The organism is Streptomyces sp. NRRL F-2580, assembly GCF_000720115.1.
In the GTDB taxonomy this organism is placed as follows: Bacteria; Actinomycetota; Actinomycetes; order Streptomycetales; family Streptomycetaceae; genus Streptomyces.
Genome location: NZ_JOIR01000033.1, coordinates 97,643 through 114,252 on the forward strand (window position 1 = coordinate 97,643; position 16,610 = coordinate 114,252).

The following is a 16,610-nucleotide window of genomic DNA, read 5'->3' on the forward strand; positions in this document are numbered from 1 at the left end:
ACGAGCCTCGCATGGAGGCGTCCCAGCACATCCATGCCGAGCCGGGCAGTTCCGTGTACGCCGTCCTCCACGGGGACATCCACGTGCGCAACGGCCGGCCCGTCTACCAAGTGGCGCCCTTCGACCTCACGCGCCGGTCCGTGCCGGTGGAGGCCGCGCTTCGACAGCCCAGCAGGCTGCTGGCCGCCGAGAACCGCATTGTGCCCTTCCACGGCCGGGGCGGCGAACTCGATGCCCTGGGCCGGTGGGGGGAGGGCGACACGGCGCGCTCGGTGGCGCTCGTGCACGCCGGCGGCGGCCAGGGCAAGACCCGGCTGGCGGCGCGGCTCGCCGCCGATTCCGCGAAGCGGGGCTGGACGGTGTGGGCCGCCCACCACCGAAGCGACCCCATCGCCGAGCAGGTCGTCGCCCCCGGAGACCCGGGCCGCACCCTGCTGCTGATCGTGGACTACGCCGACCGCTGGCCGGCCGACGACCTGCTGATGCTGTTGTCGAACCCCCTGCTGAACCGCCCCGGGCGGTGCCGCGTGCTGCTCGTCGCCCGTTCGGCGAACCTGTGGTGGCCCGCCCTGCAGAACCGCCTGAGCAAGGCCGGCCTGGACACCGGCCCCACCCTCGAGCTGCCTGCGCTGGCCGGGAGCCACACGGACCGGCAGATCTCCTACCGGGTCGCCCACCGGGCCTTCGCGGACGCGCTCGGGGTCGATGACCCGCCCCTGCCCGCAGTGCCGGCCGGCCTGGACGGCACCGCGTACGACGTGGCCCTCACCCTGCACATGGCCGCGCTCGTCGCGATCGACAGCTTCCGCCTCGACCTCACGGCGCCGCGCGATCCCGTGGGCCTCTCCCGCTACCTGCTGGACCGCGAACACGACTTCTGGCTGAGTCTGCACGACAACGGCCGCGTGTCCACCGGGCCGTCGATCATGCGCCGGGCCGTCTACACGGCCGCGCTGACCGGGACCCTGCCGCACGCCGAGGCCGCCACGGCCCTGGACCGCATCGGCCTGTCCGGCAGTTCTCCGTCGGTCGTCGTCGACGACCACGCCGTGTGCTACCCGCCGCGCGATCCGGCGGCCGGCGCCGTACTCGAACCGCTGTACCCGGACCGGCTCGCGGAGGACTTCCTCGCCCTGTCCACGCCCGGGCACATGTGCGCCGGCTACGTACCGGACCCGTGGGCGGCCAGAGCGGCCGAACGGCTGCTCCGGCCGGAGCAGGCACCGTCCCCGCCCGCCGGGGGCCCGCACTGGTTTCGCCGGAGGGCGCAGCCGCCGCCACCGGAGGCGGTGCCGTACACCCGATCCGCGCTGGCGGTCCTGACGGACACCGCCCGCCGCTGGCCGCACGTCGCCGAGCGCGAGCTGTGGCCGCTCCTGCGGGCGAGGCCGCAGCTGGCCGTCGAAGGCGGCGGCTCCGTGGTGGCCGCCCTGACCGAGATCGGACACGTCGACCTTCCCGCGCTGGAGGCGGTGGAGAAGTGTCTGCCCCGGCATCAGGACATCGACCTCGCACCCGGTGCGGCCGCGCTCAGCCGCGTTCTGACGGAACACCGGCTGCGCCTCAGCGACAGCCCGGCCGAACGCGCCAAGCTCCACGAGGCGCTGGGCACCAGGCTGCTCCAGGCCGGACTCTGGAAGGAGGCGGTGGCCTCGTTCCGTTCCGCGGTGAGCATCCGGAAGAGCCTGCCCGACGGGGGCCCCTCGTCGAACAGGCTGAGCCTCGCCAGTGCGCTGAGCGATCTCGGCATGGCGATGCACCGGATGGGCCGTCAACAACGAGCCGTCGAGCTCATGGGCGAGGGAATCCTGCTCTTTCGCGAGCTGCAGCAGTCCGGGGTCGCCCTGCCCGTCCACGACTTCGCCATGGCCCTCAGCAATCTCGGCATGGCGCTCATGGAAATGGGGAGGGGGCGGGAGGCCGAACCCTACACCGCCGAGGGTCTGCGGCTGCGCCGGCGCACGGCCCGCTCGGGCCGCCCGGAGGCCGAGGCCGAACTCGCGGCGTCCCTGGACAACTACGGCCTCCTCCTCTATCAGCGCGGCCGGCCACGGGAAGCGCTGCCGTACGTCCGTGACGCGGCCGAGCGGTACACGAAGCTGCACGGAACCCACCCGGGCAGGTTCGACGAGGACGTGTCCATCGCCCTCAAGAACCTGGGCATGGTGCTCGACGCGACCGGTGACGCCCCGGGCGCCCTGGACGCGGCCAGGAAGGCGTGCGCCATCGCGGAAGGGCTCGCGCGGCGCAACCCCTCGGCGTACAAGCGCCTGCACGCATACAACCTGCACGGACTGGCGATCCGCCTGCACCACCAGGACCAATTCGAGGAATCCCTGTCGGCGGCCCTCCAGGCCCACGAGATCCGCTCCGCACTGGCCCAGGACGGCACGGCTCCCCACGTGCTGCACCTGGCGGAGACGGCCGGTTTCGTCGACACCGCCCTGGCGACACTCGACCGCCCCGCGGAGGCCGTTCCGTACGCCGGGGAAGCGGTGGGCCTCCTGCGCACGCTGTACGAAGCCGAGGGCCGGATCTACCGCGCGTACTTCGCCGGCCAGCTCGTCGCCCTGGCACAACGGCTGTCCCAGGTGGACGATCCGCGCGCCGCGTGGCCGGTCGCGGCGGAGGCGGCCGGTCATCTCCGCGCCGAACTGCGGGTGGCCCCGGACTCGCCCGTCCGGTCCGTCCTCCTCATGTGTCTCGTCGTGTGGGCCGGCCTCTCGAAGGACCTGGAGTTGTGGTCCGAAGCCCTCGATCAGATCACGGAGGCCGTCGACCTGTACGCGGACCTGCCGGACGGCGGTGAAGACGACGACGCCTGGGGGCAGCTCCTGAGCGCCACACGTGCCGAGATCCTGGACGCCCTGAACGGCGGCGCCCAGGACGCCTAGGCGATCGTCACAACTCCTCGCCCAGTGGCAGCCGGTGGATGCCCGGCAGGTACTCGTCGAGCTCCCCCGGGGTGAACCGGGACATGCCCACGACGTGCCAGAACTCGCCGGCCACATCGCCCTCGTACTTGTAGCCGCCGGAGGGTGTCAGCGCCGCCCAGCCGCCCGCCATGCCCATCAGGGTCGCGCGCGGTGACGGCGGGCTCCCGTCCGCCGGGAGGTTCCACAGCCGTACGGTGCCGTCCTCGGCGCCGCTCGCCAGCGTCGTGCCGTCCGGGGAGAAGGCGAGGGAGAGCACCCGGCCGGTGTGGCCGACGAGGTCGGTGATGTGCTCGCCCGTCCCGGCGTTCCACAGGCAGACGGACCGGTCGTCGCCCCCGACGGCCAGCAGGGGGCGGCTGGGGTGCGCGGCCACGGCCCACAGCCGTCCGCCGCGGCCGCGCAGGCGCGGGCCCGCCTGCCCGTCCCGCCAGACGATGGCGCTGCCGTCCCAGCTCGCGCTGGCCAGCCAGGCGCTCCCGGGTCCGTACGCGACGCCGTACACCCGGTCCGCGTGCCCGCTGCTCCCGCCGAGCTCCTCCATGAGCCGGCCGCTCCTGGCGTCCCACACCCGGACGACGCTGTCGTCGCAGCCGGTGGCCAGGACGTCGGCGTCCGAGCGGAAGGCGATCGAGCGGACCCGGCCCCGGTGGCCGGTCAGGCTCGAGACGGGGGAACCGGTGGGGCGGAACCAGACGCGCACGGAGTCGTCGTCGTTGGCGGTGGCGAGCAGGGAGCCGTCGGTGTTGAAGGCCTCCGCCCAGACGTGCTCGGTCTCGGCGTCGAGCTCCCGCAGGTACTCGCCGCCCGCCGGGTCCCACAGGTACATGTCGCCGTCGTTGCTGGCGGTGGCCAGGAGGGGCCCGACGGGGCTGAACGCCGCCGAGACCAGCCGGTCCCCGCGCCCGGAGAGCTCGTCCGTACGGCGTCCCGTGCGCGTCTCCCAGAGCCGTACGACGCCGTCGTTGCCGGCGGCCGCCAGCTGTGTGCCGTCCGCGCTGAACGCGACGCCGCTGATGCGGCGGCCGTGGCCGCGCAGGATGCGCTTGCCCTGGCCGGTGGCGGAATCCCAGATCTGCGCGCCGCCGTCGTTGCCGACGGTGAGCAGCTGGCTGTCGCCGGGCCGGAAGGCGCACGCCCAGGCGGTGCCCCGGTGCTCGGCGGGCTGCTGGGGGTGGAGGGCGACCGTGTAGCCGTGGGGCCGCCCGGTGGTGACCGTCCACAGCCGGACCGCGCCGTTGCTGTCGCAGGCGGCGAGGAGCCTGCCCTCGTCGCCGAACAGCACCTGGTAGACGGCGCCCGTGCCCCGTTCGAGGATTCCGGCGGGGGTGCCGACGACGGGGTCCCAGAGGCGTACCTGGCCGTCGGTGCAGCCGCTGGCGAGGAGGTTCCCCTCGGGGTGGAAGTCGAGGACGTACACGCGGCCGGTGTGTCCGGTGAACTCGTGGAGCAGCCGTGCGTCGGCCGTGCGCCAGATCCGCACGGTGCCGCCGTTCCCCCCCTCGCCGCGGTCGGCGGTCGCGAAGAGCGTGCCGTCGGGGCTGAACCGGGCGCGGTACACGGCGCCTTGATGGCCGTCCATCTCCCGGACGCAGTGCCCGGTGGCCAGGTCCCAGAGGCGTACCTTCGCGGTGGCGTCGCCGGTGAGCAGTATGCCGCCCGGGCCGTAGACCGCGGTGTAGACGGGCGCGGTGTGGCCCGGCAGCCGGTGCACGGGCGCGCCGGTGGCCACGTCCCACACCGTGACCAGGCCCTCGCGGTCGCCGGTGGCGAGCAGGGTGCCGGCCGCGTCGAACGAGACCGGCCAGACCCCGTCGGGATGGACCTCCAGGCTGTGCCGGCAGGCGCCGGTCACCGGGTCCCAGAGCCGCACCGCGCCGTCGGAGCCGCCGGTGGCGATCACGTCGGGCCGGAACTTCACGGCGTACACGCGTCCTTCGTGCCCCTGGAGGGTGCGGACGGCCCGGCCGTCGTCGGCGCCGCAGACCAGGATGGAGCCGTCCTCGCTGCCGACGGCGAGGAGTTCACCGTCGGCGCTGTACGCGATGGGCTCGGGCAGGCGGCTGGTGCGCATGCCGAAGCCGTACGGGACCCCGACCGCCGACGGCCGGAACCCCGCGTCCACGGGCATTCCGGGGGCGATCGAGGCGGTCCTGAGCTCCGGGGCCGAGCGCACCGTGTCGTCCATCGTCACGTCGATGAGCGCGGCCCGGTGCCAGCGGCTTCCGGTCAGGGACGCGCCGCGCAGGTCGGCCCGGATCAGCCGGGCCCGGCTCAGGTTCGCGCCGGTGAGGTCGGCGCGGCTGAGGTCCGCCCGGTCGAGGCGGGCGCCGGTCAGCCGGGTGCCGCGCAGGCGGGCGCCCGAAAGGTTGGCGCCGATCAGCCGGGCGTCCGTCAGATCGGCGTCGCTGAGGTCGACCCCGGAGAAGTCGCGGTGCGAGAGGTCCTCACCGGCCAGTCGGGCGCCCCGCAGGACGGCGTTGGCGGGCACCCGGAGCCGGTCGCTGATCCGGACGGCGTTGGCGCGGGCGGCGTCGTTGATCCCGCGCCCGGGTGAGTCGAGGGCGTCGCGCACCCATCGGGCGCACTGTTCGTGGTCGGCGAGGTCGCAGAAGAACTCGACGGCGAGCTGGCTGAACGGGCGGGCGTGGAGCAGGGTGTGCCGGCCCCGGGCGAGCTGGCGTGCGGCCTCCCGCGCCACCAGCCATTCGATGACGGAGCCGTGGATGAACTGGAAGACCCCGTCGTCGCTGCGCACCAGCAGGCTGCCCGCGCCGACGGCCTGGGCCCGTTCGGACGGGGTGAGCGGGGACTCGGTGAGCTCGCTGAGGGTGGTGGCCACGGTTTCGGTGAGCTCGTCGAGCCGCAGGGCGCTGCGGCCGCTCTCCCACAGCCGCCAGGCCAGCGCGGTCACCGCGGCCCACAGCTCGTCGACGGTGAGTCCGGGCGGGGCGCCGGGGCCGCCCTGGCCGCGGAGCTCCTCGTAGCCGAGCCAGGAGGTGAACACGTCCTCGTACAGCCGGGCCGGACTGAGGGCGCGGCCCGCTCCGGCGACCGCCCGCAGCTGGTCCTGGCTGAGGTCGGCGACGAAGGAGAGCAGCCGGGGGTTGCGGCAGAGCATCAGCAGGTCGGGGATGTTGCGCAGGAGCTGGAAACGCTGGTCGGCCGCGCGCTCGTCGCCGTAGCCGCGGACCAGGTAGGAGCGGATCTGCGCGGGGGTGAAGCCCTCGACGGACAGGATGCGGCGCTGCGGCAGCAGGCCGACGCGCTCGCCGAGCGCGGTGAGGACCTGGGCGTGCGACTTGAAGTGCTGGGTGCGGCTGCTGACCACGATCTTGGCGTTGTCGACGGCGGCGTCGAGGAGGACTTGGAGGTGGTCGGCGGCCCGGTCGTAGCTGACCCGGTGGACGAGTTCGTCGAAGCCGTCGAAGAGCAGGACCACGCGGCCCTGGGCGAGCATGTAGCGCAGGGCCCGCAGGTCGATGGTGTCGACGTCGTGGCTCGCGAGGTGGGCGGCGACGAGGCCTTCGAGGCTGTGCGCCCGGTCGAGGGTGTTGAGCGGGATCAGCAGCGGCGTCAGGTGCGGGAGCTGCTCGGGGATGCGGCGGGCCAGCTCGCGCAGGGCGAAGGTCTTGCCGTGTCCGAAGTCGCCGAGGAGCAGGACGAAGCGGCCGTGGTCGGACTCCAGCAGTTCCAGCAGCTCCTCGACCAGTCCGTCACGTTCCTGGCCGTCGCTGCGGTCGGCGTCCCGGTAGCGCTGGGGGAGGTAGAGGCCCGGCGGGTACTGTTCGCCGGCCGCGAGCCGGGCGGTCTGCGCGGCGACGTAACCGCGCAGGTCGAGCAGGCCCTGGAACTCGATGAAACTGCGCACCCGTACGCGTACGCCGTGGCCGGCCGCCCGCTGCCGCAGCCCGCTCGCGGGGGCTTCGCCCGCGTACACCAGGACGGCCTCGGAACCGGTGTCGGTCGCGTGCACCTGGGCGATGAAGCGGTCGATCTCGTCCTCGGTGGGGGTGCCGGGGTGGACGGCGATGCGCTGCTGCCGGACGACTCCGTCCTCCTGCTCCCGCCAGGTGGCCATGATCTGCGCCATGTCGGCCGGCTCGCGGCGCGGGACGTCGCGCAGCCGTACGCCCTCCCTGCGCACCCGGCAGATCTCCTTGACCCGCTCGATGAGCGCAGCGGCCGGATCCTCCAGCTGGGCCCTCCCCTGGGTGTGCTCGACGGTGATGACGGCGGGCAGTTCGGGGACGGGGAAGACCCGGCGGGTCTGCCTCCAGTCGCCGGGGAAGTGCTCGCTCGCGGCCGTGATCCGGTCGTCCCAGCGGGTGGCTCCGTCCGCGGTGACCCGCAGGAGCTGGAAACGGGCGGGGGCGGCCGAACCGAAGAGCGGCAGTTCGCCGGCGGCGCCGGGCAGCCGGGTGTGGCTGGGGACCCCGGTGAGGGTGCGCGGGCCGCCGGTCGGGCCGTGCAGCAGCAGGTGCAGCCGCGGGGCGGCGAGCCGGGCGAAGGTGTCGGCGTCCCGGAGGCCGCCGGGGCCGCCGACCGCGTCGCCGGGGCGGCGGCCGTCGGTGAGCGGATGGCGGAGCGCTCCGATGCGCAGCCAGCCCTCCTCCTCGTAGCGGCGCATGGCCTCGGCGAACCAGGCGGCCTGGTCGCGGCCGATGTACCCGTACTGCTCCTCCGGGCGGTGGCTGTAGGCCATGGAGGAGTTGAAGCCGGCGACGACCGTGCTCAGTTCCGGCACCGGGAAGAGGGTCCAGGGCTGATCGCTGTCGAAGACGGTGTCCAGCCCCTGGTAAAGGCCGCGGAAGAGCCGGGTGTAGTGGCGCCACTTGGGCCAGTACGGCGGCTGGGGCGCGACCTCGTCGGCCTCACAGGTGTGGAAGTAGGCCTGGGACGCGGCCTGGTTCACGTCCTGGGCGCCCGGTACCACCATCACGCGCTGGGGCGACAGGTCGAGCTGGGACCGCAGGGCGGTCAGGAAGCTGAGGGCCTGGTCGCACTCGCGCGGACTGCCGGAGGCGGTGAGGTCGCCGGTCACCACCATCAGGTCGGGGGCGGGAGCGCCCGCGTCCCTGAGCATGATCAGGTCGCCGCGGATCTGCCGGCTGAGCGCGTCGGGCTCGCGCCCGCGCCCGAAGTCGGGCCCGGCCAGGTGCAGCACGGTGACCGCGTCCTGGGCCCGGCCGCCGTCGGCCGGGGAGGCCTGCGGGTAGAGCGGCGCCCGGGCGGGGCGCCGGCGGCCCGCCCAGCCGGGGCCGGCGAGGACGCTCGGCTGCGGCCGGGCCGGGTTCGGCTGCTCGGGGTGGCGGACGGGGACGGGGCCGCCACCGGGGTAGCCGGGCCGCCGGCCCGGGCGGGCGTGTCCGTCGACGGCCTGCTCGACGCGGGTCAACAGCAGGGAGCGGGCGGCGTCGATGTCGGCCACGCCCACCAGGTCGACGTAGGTGATGGTGGCGAGCAGTCCCTCGATCGGCATCTCGTCGACGCGTACGGTCAGCAGGCGCCTTTCGGGGGACTCCGGCGATGCGCGGAGCGCGGCCTGCCATTCCATGCGGCCGTAGGTGGAGCGTTCGTAATGGCGGGACAGCACGGCGATCACGGCCCGGGACTCGCTGACACCGCGGTCCATGAAGTCTATGAAATTGGTACCCGGTACGAAGTCCCAGGCCTGCACGACCGTGCGGTAGCCGGCTTCCTCCAGGGTCCAGGCGATCCATGCGGCCCATGGTTCATCGGCCGGCGAGTAGCTGATGAAGAAGTCGAACTCTCTTGCGGGAGCGCCGAATTGCCCATCCGTCATCATGGGAACCATGGTAGGAGTCACCCCGCCCGAACGGGCCTGTCCGGATCCGTCCGGGCCGCCTGACGGCCGACCGCGCGTACGTGCGAATCTGTTCGACGTGTCCCTCCTCAAACGGCTGCATCCACTGGACTGGCTGGCCGGCGGCCTGCTGACCCTCGGCGTCCTGTGCGTCGCCACGGGTCTGCTGCCCGCCGCGCCCGCCGGCGACGTGATGGAGCGCATCGGTCCGCTGCTGGTGTTCCTCGCGACGGTCATCGTCCTCGCCGAGCTGACCGGCAAGGCGGAGGTCTTCGACGTGGTCGCCACGTGGGTGGCGCGGGCGGGCCGGGGGAACTATCCCCTCCTGTTCGGGCTGTGCGTGCTGTTCGCGTCCGTCACCACCATCGCCCTCAACCTGGACACCACGGCGGTGCTGCTCACCCCGGTGATGCTGTCGCTGGCGACCCGGGTGGGCATCGCGGCCGTACCGCTGGCCATGACCACGGTCTGGCTGGCCAACACGGCGAGCCTGCTGCTGCCCGTGTCGAACCTGACGAACCTCCTGGCCGCGGACCGGGTGGCCCTGTCCCCGGCGGAGATGGCCGCCACCATGTGGGCCCCGCAGCTGGCGGCCATCGCGGTCACGATGGCCTGCCTGTGGGGCTTCTACTGGCGCCTGGGACGCCGTGGCGAGCTCCGCTACGAGCCGCCGTCGGCGCCGCGCCCCGCGGACCGGGTCCTGTTCCGGGTGTGCGCGGTGGCGTGTACCGGCTTCCTGCTGGCGATCCTCGCCGACGTGCCGTTGTGGTCGGCCTCGATGACGGCCGCCCTGATCGTGGTGGTGGCCTTCGCGGTGCGCAGCCGGGAGACGCTGCGCCTCTCCCTGGTCCCCTGGCGGCTCCTCGTCCTCGTCCCGGGGATGTTCCTGGTGGTGGAGACCGTCAACGCGCACGGACTGCACGAGATGCTGGCGACCGCGGTGGGGTCCGACAACGGGTTCTTCGGAATGCTGAGGTCCGCGGCGGTCGGAGCGGGCTTCTCCAACGCGCTGAACAACCTTCCGGCCTACATGGCGGCCGAGGCGGCCATCCCCGAGGCCAACCACCACCAGCTGCTCGCACAGCTCATAGGCGTCAACGTGGGACCGGTGATCACCCCGTGGGCCTCCCTGGCCACCCTGCTGTGGTTCGAGCGGTGCCGCTGGCACGGCACGCGGATCGAGCTGGGCCGCTTCCTCGGTACCGGGCTGGTCCTGGCGGTGACGGGCACGCTGGCGGCCACGGTGGCACTCGCGGCCGCCACCTGAGCCGTGCCCGGCGTACCACCCGTAGGTCACGCCACGTGCCGGGACCCGTAGGTCACGCCACGTGCCGGGTCGCCTCGCCCACCTCCCGCAGCAGGTACGCGAGGGTCTCGCCGCGCGCCGCCACATAGCTGCGCCCGCTGTCGTCCCCGGCGAAACCGGGCCGGAACCGCGCCCCGGACAGCGTGCGCAGCTCCACCCCCGTCTCGGCCGCGAGCAGCGCCCCGGTCGGCAGGTCCACGCCCTCGGCCCGGTAGCCGACGAACGCGTCGATCGTGCCGCGCGCCAGCAGGCTCCAGCCGAGCAGCGGTGCCCACAGCTGCAGCACGCGCCGGCAGCTCAGTTCGAGCACGGCCCGCAGCGCCACCGCCGTCGCGTCGCCGCGCCGCACGGCGTACCCCTGGGTCCAGGCGACGACGGGCCCGGGGCGCGGGAGCTCGGGGGCGGGGCCGGGCAGCGCGCCGGACGCCCCGTGGGCCCCGCGGCCCCTGACCGCGTGCCAGGTCTGCCCGGTGACCGGCTCGTGCACCACGCCCATCACCGGGGCGCCGTCCAGGCACAGCCCGATGCCCACGACGTACGCGGGCAGCCCGATCGCGACGTTGTTGCTGCCGTCCAACGGGTCCACCAGCCAGGTGCGTTCGCCCGCCGCGTCGAGCAGCCCCGCCTCCTCGGACAGGATCCGGTCGTGCGGGAAGTGCCCCCGGATCCGGCCGAGCACGAGCCTCTCGGCGGCGAGGTCGAGGTCGACCTGCACGTCCCCGGACTCGTCCTTCGTCCGCACGCAGTGCGCCGTGCCGAAGCGTCGGCGCAGCAGCCCGCCCGCCTCCTCCGCCGCGGCGACGGCGACCCGCCTCTCGCGGTCGAAATCAGGCCCGCTGTTCGGCATCGATCCTCCTGAGGACGGTGTGGACGCTGCGTACGGTCTGCACGGTGTCGCACAGCCGGCGGGTCGTGCGCCGCGGGCGGCCGTCGAGCGGCCCGAGCGAGAGGTCGGCCTGCCCGGGGATCGAGAGCCCGTGCACGAGGGTGGCGGCGGGTTCGGGGCCCTCCAGGGCGGTGGCGTGGAACTCTCCCGCGGCCAGGGAGTAGGTCTCCCCGCCGGAGCTGACCTGCGCGGGTCCGGGCTCGCTGCGCACCACCCGGGGGGTGGGGCGGATCTCGTCGACACCGTCGCTCCCGCTCCACACCTCGAACACGCGGTGGGTCGCGCCCGCTTCGCCGTCGCGCATCGCGGTCGTCCGTACAGGCAGGTTCGCCACCCGCCCGTACAGCACGCGGCTGCGCAGCTCCCAGCTGTGGGCGTGCATGGGCGAGGCGTCCGGCTCGGCCCGGTTGCCGGCGTCGAAAAGATGGACGCAGATCCCGCGCCGGCCCTCTCTCAGCAGCGGCAGGCAGAGGAATCCGAGCGGATGGCGAACGGCACGCAACTCCCTTTCACCGGAGGCGATTTCCTCCAGGGTGACCAGGGTCCTTTCCAACTCGCGGTCCATGGCACGCGCCGCAGCGCATCACCTCCTGTAAGGGTCCTCCGCGTGCAGCGCCTTCTCGATGATCTTGCCGATGTCGCTGTCGGTGAAGAAGCGCGGCAGCGGAAGCCGCAGGTCGTCGAAGAGCGTGCGCACCTCGTCGACGGTTGGCTCCTGGCCGAGGGGCGACGCGACGCGCAGATCGAGCACGGTTGCCTGCTCTCGGCTCTGGTGCAGCTCGGTGACGTAGTAGTCGTAGAGCGGCTGGCCCCGTTCCACGAGCAGGTTCACCCGGGACTGGTCGTCCTGGGTGATGACGAGGCAGGTCTCGGAAAGGTCGAAGCGCAGCGTCGGCACGGCGGACGACAGGTGCACGCTGATCTCGAGCGTCGTCAGCTGCCGCTGGTACCAGCAGGCGGCGAGGACCGTCGCGTACGACTCCCGGCGGACCCGGTCGGTGGTCCACGGGTCGTCGCCGGGGCGCTGCGCGCCGAACATCTGGCGGAAGCGGGCGTAGGCGGCGCAGGCCCGCTCGTCGGCCGGGTTCACGATGTCGATCTTCACGTTGAGCTGTGAGCGCTGTTCCTTCGCCGCGCGCACGCACAGCGGCAGGGTGACGGCCCGCAGGTAGGTGCCGGTACCGCCTTTGAAGTACCAGAGGTTGGTGTGCTGGCGGGCCTTGCGCAGGGCCTCGCCGACCTCGTTGCCCGAGAGCGAGCGCACCATGGCGAGGTCTTCCAGGGCCCGGCGGGTCCCGCTCATCGCCTCCTGGATGCTCGCGGGCCGGCGCACGCGCTCCACGATCGAGCCGGTGGCGAGCAGACCGAGGACGACCAGGGTGGCGCCGGAGGCCACGTCGTCGCTGACGACGTCACCGAAGATGTCCAGGAAGCCGACCGCCATCGCGACCAGCAGGGCCACGACGACATCGGCATTGCGCAGTACCCAGGCCACGAAACGTTCCAGCCGCCCGACGTGCGCCGCCATCCACGCACCCCCCTCCCCACCCCTGCCCCGATGGTAGGAGATGCCCCGGCGGCGCCACCAGAGCGCACTCGGGACGGACGGAGCACCGGAGCGGGCACCGGACGCGCGGGGCCGTGGCCGGACGCCCGTTACGATCTTCCCTCTTGATCAACGAGGGGATGCGAATGTCGAACGCCGACCGCGCCGTGCTGGGCCCGCTGGGACCGAACGATCCGCAGGAGATAGCCGGTTACCGGCTGCTGGCCAAGATCGGCGAAGGCGGTATGGGCTCCGTCTACTTCTCCCGGACCCGGGGGAACCAGCCGGTCGCGCTGAAGGTCATCCGGCGCGAGTTCGCCCAGGAGCCGGACTTCCGGGCCCGGTTCGAGCACGAGGTGCAGGCGGCCCGCCGGGTGCAGGGCTACCACATCGTGCCGGTCCTCGACCACGACACCAGCGGCGAACAGCCCTGGCTGGCCACGGCGTTCGTGCCGGGTCTGCCGCTCGACGAGGCCCTCGCCGCCCACGGTCCGCTGCCGCTGCCCGCCGTGTTCCAGCTGATCGGCTGCACCGCGCAGGCGCTGCACTCCGTACACGCCGCCTCGGTGGTGCACCGCGACCTCAAGCCCAGCAACATCCTGCTCGGTTCGAACGGTCCCTGGGTGATCGACTTCGGGATCGCGCGGGCCACCGACACCACCCAGCTGACCCGCAGCGGCGGGTTCATCGGGACCCCGCAGTACATGTCGCCCGAGCACGCGCTCGGCAAGCAGGTCACTCCGGCCACCGACATCTTCGCGCTGGGTCTGATCGCCGCCGTCGTGGCCACCGGTCGGCACCCGTACGGCGACGGGGCGGGCATCTCGATCGCCGCCTCGATAGCCAACACCCCGCAGCAGGCGCCGGACCTGAGCGGTTACCCGGACGCGCTGCGGCCGCTGCTGGAGCGCTGCCTGGCCGCCGATCCCGAGAAGCGGCCCCTGCCCGCCGAGATCGCCGAGTGGTGCCGGAAGTCCGCGGGCCGCGAGCTGCGCGATTTCACGGACTGGCTGCCCGCACCGGTCGCCGCGGCGATCGCGCGGCGCGAGGAGGCGGCCCGGACGCCCCCGCAGCCGGCGTACACCCCGACCCATGCCCCCGAGCCGGCCCGGCCGGCCTACGCCCCCACGCAGGCCTCCGGACCGGCCCACCCGGCGTACGCTCCGACGCAGGGGCCGGTGGGCGGTCCTGCGCGGTCCCCCGTGTACGGCGCCCCCACGAGCCCCGCCTACGCCGCGCCCGCTGCCGCCGCCCCGGCGGCCCCCGCGCCCACCGGCCGCGGCCGGCTGCCGCTGGCCGTCGGCGCGGGGGTCCTGGCGGTGGCGCTGATCGCCGGCGGCACCTGGTACCTCACGCGGGAGGACGGCGGCGGGGCGACCGCGAACGCCGGCAAGCAGAAGACGGCGGACCAGCCGAAGGACGCCGCCCCGGCCTCGCAGCCGAGCGGCTCCGCGGCGGCGCCCCAGGCCTCGGCCCCGGGTCCTGCCTACACCGCCGTCTTCAAGGACAAGCCGCTGAAGCTGCTGGCGGGCCGGGAGTTCGGCAAGGTCTACGACGTCGACCTGGACTTCCCCAAGGTCGCCTTGACCGGGGAGATCGGCTGGAAGGACCAGGAGCTGGCGATGGGCTTCAGTGACGTCAAGAGCAGCACCCCCTTCGGGAAGAGCAAGGGTGCCACGCCCGAACAGTGCGAGACCGGGGCGGCCACCAATCCGATCCCCGACAGGCTGCCGAGCTCGGACCTCTCCGGCGCGGACAGCGCCATCGTCAAGGGCGACCTGCTGTGCACGGTCACGTCCAAGGGCAACCTGGCCATGGTCAAGATCGTCGCCGTGGAGCCGTCGACCAGCACGCAGTACACCGTCCCCACCTACCTCACCGAAGTGACGCTCTGGAAGCGCCAGTCCTGAGGAGGCGGGACCGGCTACTCAGAGAAGTCTGAGTAGCCGCCCCCGGGTGTGCCGGTCGCCCTCCGCCTAGCCTGCTGCCCATGAGTTCCACGCAGCAGGCCGTCACACCGGCCCACGAGGCACAACCGCGGTCCACAGGCATGGGGTCACTGCTCCTGGGCATCGCCGCGGTCGGGGCGATCGGCTGCCCGTTCCTGCCGGAGGCCGTCCCGCCCCCGATCCGCGTCGTGCCCCTCTACCTCGTTGTGCCCCTCGGCATCTGCGCGATCGTGTGGGGTCTTCCCGACCTGTGGCGTGCGCGGCGGGACGGGGTACCGGCGCCGGTCGGGGCCCGCATCGGGGTCCCGCTCGGTGCGGTGGCCCTCGTGATCGTGGCCGTGGCGCTGGTCTGGGTCACCTTCTTCCTCCACATCGGGTGACCGCGGCCGGCCGGCCTGTCGCTCAGCCGGCCGCGTCGAGCAGCAGCCTCGCGGCGACCATCGCCCCGTCGGCGTGGAACGCGGCGGCCACGGCGGTCGCCCGCGCACGGGTCTCGGGGGCCAGGGCCGTCTTGAGCGCGGCCGAGAGGGACTCGAAGGCCGGGGTCGGACCGTCGTGTGCCGCGCCGATGCCGAGCTCGGCCACCCGGCCGGCGAAATACGGCTGGTCCGCCCCCTGGGGGACCACCACCTGGGGCGCGCCGGCCCAGGTGGCCGTCGTCGTCGTACCCGCGCCGCCGTGGTGCACGACGGCGGCCGTACGGCGGAACAGCGCCTGGTGGTTGACCTCGCCGACGACGAAGCAGTCGTCCTGGTCGTCGGTCAGGGCCAGGTCGGCCCAGCCGCGGGAGAGGACGGCGCGGCAGCCCTGCGCGCGGATCGCCTCGACGGTCGCCCGGGCGACGCCCTCCGGATCACGCATCGGAATGCTGCCGAAGCCCACGTACACCGGGGGCGTGCCGGAGTCGAGGAACGCCACCAGGTCAGCGGGGAGCGGGCGTTCGTCCGGCAGGACCCACGCGCCGGTCTGCACCACGTCGAGGTCCGCCGGCTGCTGCCAGGGGGCCAGGACCGGGTCGGCGGCGAGCCACGGGCGGTCGGTGAAGACGTGGTCGCGGACGTTGTCCACCGGCGGCAGGCCGATCGATGTCCGGTGGGCGTTGATCGCCTCGCCGAACACCGCCTGGGCGTCCTCGATGTCGCGGTCCCACAGCTCCCGGTTGTCGGTCACGTCCTCCGGGAGCGGCCGGCCGGGCCGCGGCATCGGCGGGTGGTGCGGCGACGGCAGGCTCACCGGCTGGTAACTCGCGTACACATAGGGGATGTCCAGTTTCTCGGCGACGGCCTTCACGCCGGCCACGGCGGGCACGAGCCCGGTCGCGACCAGTACGTCGCACCCCTCGGCCGCCGCGCTGACGTTGTCGTAGAACGCGGCGACCAGATCGGCCGCCCGCCGGGGCACGCCACCGGGTGACGGCGGTGTCTTCCCGGTCACCAGTGCGCGCACCGACTGGCCCGTCGGCACCATCTCCACGCCGACCCCGGCCAGCCGCTTGGCGAACTCCTCGTCCGGCGGCGCGCACACCCTCACCTCCGCGCCGAGCTCCTGCAACCGCACCGCGAGACCCACCAGCGGCTCGACGCCGCCGCGCGAATCATAGGCCGACAGCAACACGCGCATTCCGTACTCCCCGTTCCGAAGACACTGACTACGGTGGGAGATTCTGCCCTCATGTTCCGGCGAAGAGGGAAACCACGATCAGGATCCCCAGGGCGGACAGTGCGGGCACCTGCAGCCGCCGGATGCGGGCCGTGGCGACGAGTGCCGGTCCGATCGCACAGATCAGCACGAAGGGCCACGTGAGCTGCAGGCTGGGGCTTCCGGGGGCGTACAGCCAGTCGCCCGAGCGCAGCAGGACGTACGCCATCAGCACGAGGCAGACCGGGACGCTGACCTGCAGGGGGCGGACCTGGGAGATCCACAGGCCCACCGGCACGAGCACGAGGACGATCGCGACGGCCAGGCCGAGGGCGTACAGCGGGTAGTACGTGATGCAGACGCTCGGCGTGTCCTTGCACATTTTCGCGTCTTCACGGAAGCCCCAATTCCATATGCCGGAGACGGTGATTCCGGTCAGCGCCCCGGTGGCCGCCGCACCGGCCGCGCGCGCGAGTTCCCGCATGGGTCCGCCTTTCGAGGGGAAGGTGCCCGAGGCCGAGTGCG

10 protein-coding genes are annotated in these 16,610 nt (G+C 73.4%); 4 read left to right on the top strand and 6 right to left on the bottom strand.

The window, feature by feature from the left end; all coding sequences use genetic code 11:
- Nucleotides 1–11 precede the first annotated feature (11 nt).
- Nucleotides 12–2,894, top strand: coding sequence for a tetratricopeptide repeat protein (locus tag IF88_RS0129695; RefSeq protein ID WP_030719219.1), 2,883 nt, complete (start codon nucleotides 12–14; stop codon nucleotides 2,892–2,894).
- A 7-nt stretch (nucleotides 2,895–2,901) separates the two neighbouring features.
- Here IF88_RS0129695 and IF88_RS0129700 read toward each other — a convergent pair whose 3' ends face one another.
- The gene (locus IF88_RS0129700) at nucleotides 2,902–8,739 is read right to left on the bottom strand and encodes a TIR domain-containing protein (RefSeq protein WP_037807451.1); all 5,838 of its coding nucleotides are present in this window, start codon (nucleotides 8,737–8,739) and stop codon (nucleotides 2,902–2,904) included.
- A 100-nt stretch (nucleotides 8,740–8,839) separates the two neighbouring features.
- Here IF88_RS0129700 and IF88_RS0129705 point away from each other — a divergent pair, with 100 nt between their 5' ends.
- Entirely contained in the window at nucleotides 8,840–10,027 is a 1,188-nt protein-coding gene (locus IF88_RS0129705; RefSeq protein WP_030719223.1) for an SLC13 family permease, read from the top strand.
- Nucleotides 10,028–10,079: 52 nt separating this feature from the next.
- On the opposite strand, the gene IF88_RS0129710 is transcribed toward IF88_RS0129705, so the two are convergent.
- The 3 genes from IF88_RS0129710 to IF88_RS0129720 are packed head-to-tail and all read right to left on the bottom strand — an operon-like array spanning nucleotide 10,080 to nucleotide 12,480.
- Entirely contained in the window at nucleotides 10,080–10,913 is an 834-nt protein-coding gene (locus tag IF88_RS0129710; protein WP_037807453.1) for an inositol monophosphatase family protein, read from the bottom strand.
- On the bottom strand, nucleotides 10,894–11,517 hold the full coding sequence (locus IF88_RS0129715; protein WP_051837767.1) for a hypothetical protein: 624 nt from the start codon (nucleotides 11,515–11,517) through the stop codon (nucleotides 10,894–10,896). The genes IF88_RS0129710 and IF88_RS0129715 overlap by 20 nt, the downstream gene beginning before the upstream one ends.
- A gap of 18 nt (nucleotides 11,518–11,535) precedes the next feature.
- On the bottom strand, nucleotides 11,536–12,480 hold the full coding sequence (locus IF88_RS0129720) for a hypothetical protein (RefSeq protein ID WP_030719227.1): 945 nt from the start codon (nucleotides 12,478–12,480) through the stop codon (nucleotides 11,536–11,538).
- A 164-nt stretch (nucleotides 12,481–12,644) separates the two neighbouring features.
- Between IF88_RS0129720 and IF88_RS0129725 the strand changes: the two genes are divergently transcribed.
- A complete protein-coding gene (locus tag IF88_RS0129725; protein ID WP_078893218.1) occupies nucleotides 12,645–14,408 on the top strand; it encodes a serine/threonine-protein kinase in 1,764 nt (587 codons plus the stop codon).
- An 80-nt stretch (nucleotides 14,409–14,488) separates the two neighbouring features.
- Entirely contained in the window at nucleotides 14,489–14,827 is a 339-nt protein-coding gene (locus tag IF88_RS0129730; RefSeq protein WP_158754645.1) for a hypothetical protein, read from the top strand.
- A gap of 22 nt (nucleotides 14,828–14,849) precedes the next feature.
- Here IF88_RS0129730 and IF88_RS0129735 read toward each other — a convergent pair whose 3' ends face one another.
- Both IF88_RS0129735 and IF88_RS0129740 read right to left on the bottom strand, forming a co-directional pair.
- Nucleotides 14,850–16,067, bottom strand: coding sequence for a glycosyltransferase (locus IF88_RS0129735; protein ID WP_030719236.1), 1,218 nt, complete (start codon nucleotides 16,065–16,067; stop codon nucleotides 14,850–14,852).
- 49 nt (nucleotides 16,068–16,116) lie between these two features.
- A complete protein-coding gene (locus IF88_RS0129740) occupies nucleotides 16,117–16,569 on the bottom strand; it encodes a hypothetical protein (RefSeq protein WP_030719239.1) in 453 nt (150 codons plus the stop codon).
- Between the last annotated feature and the right edge of the window lie 41 nt (nucleotides 16,570–16,610).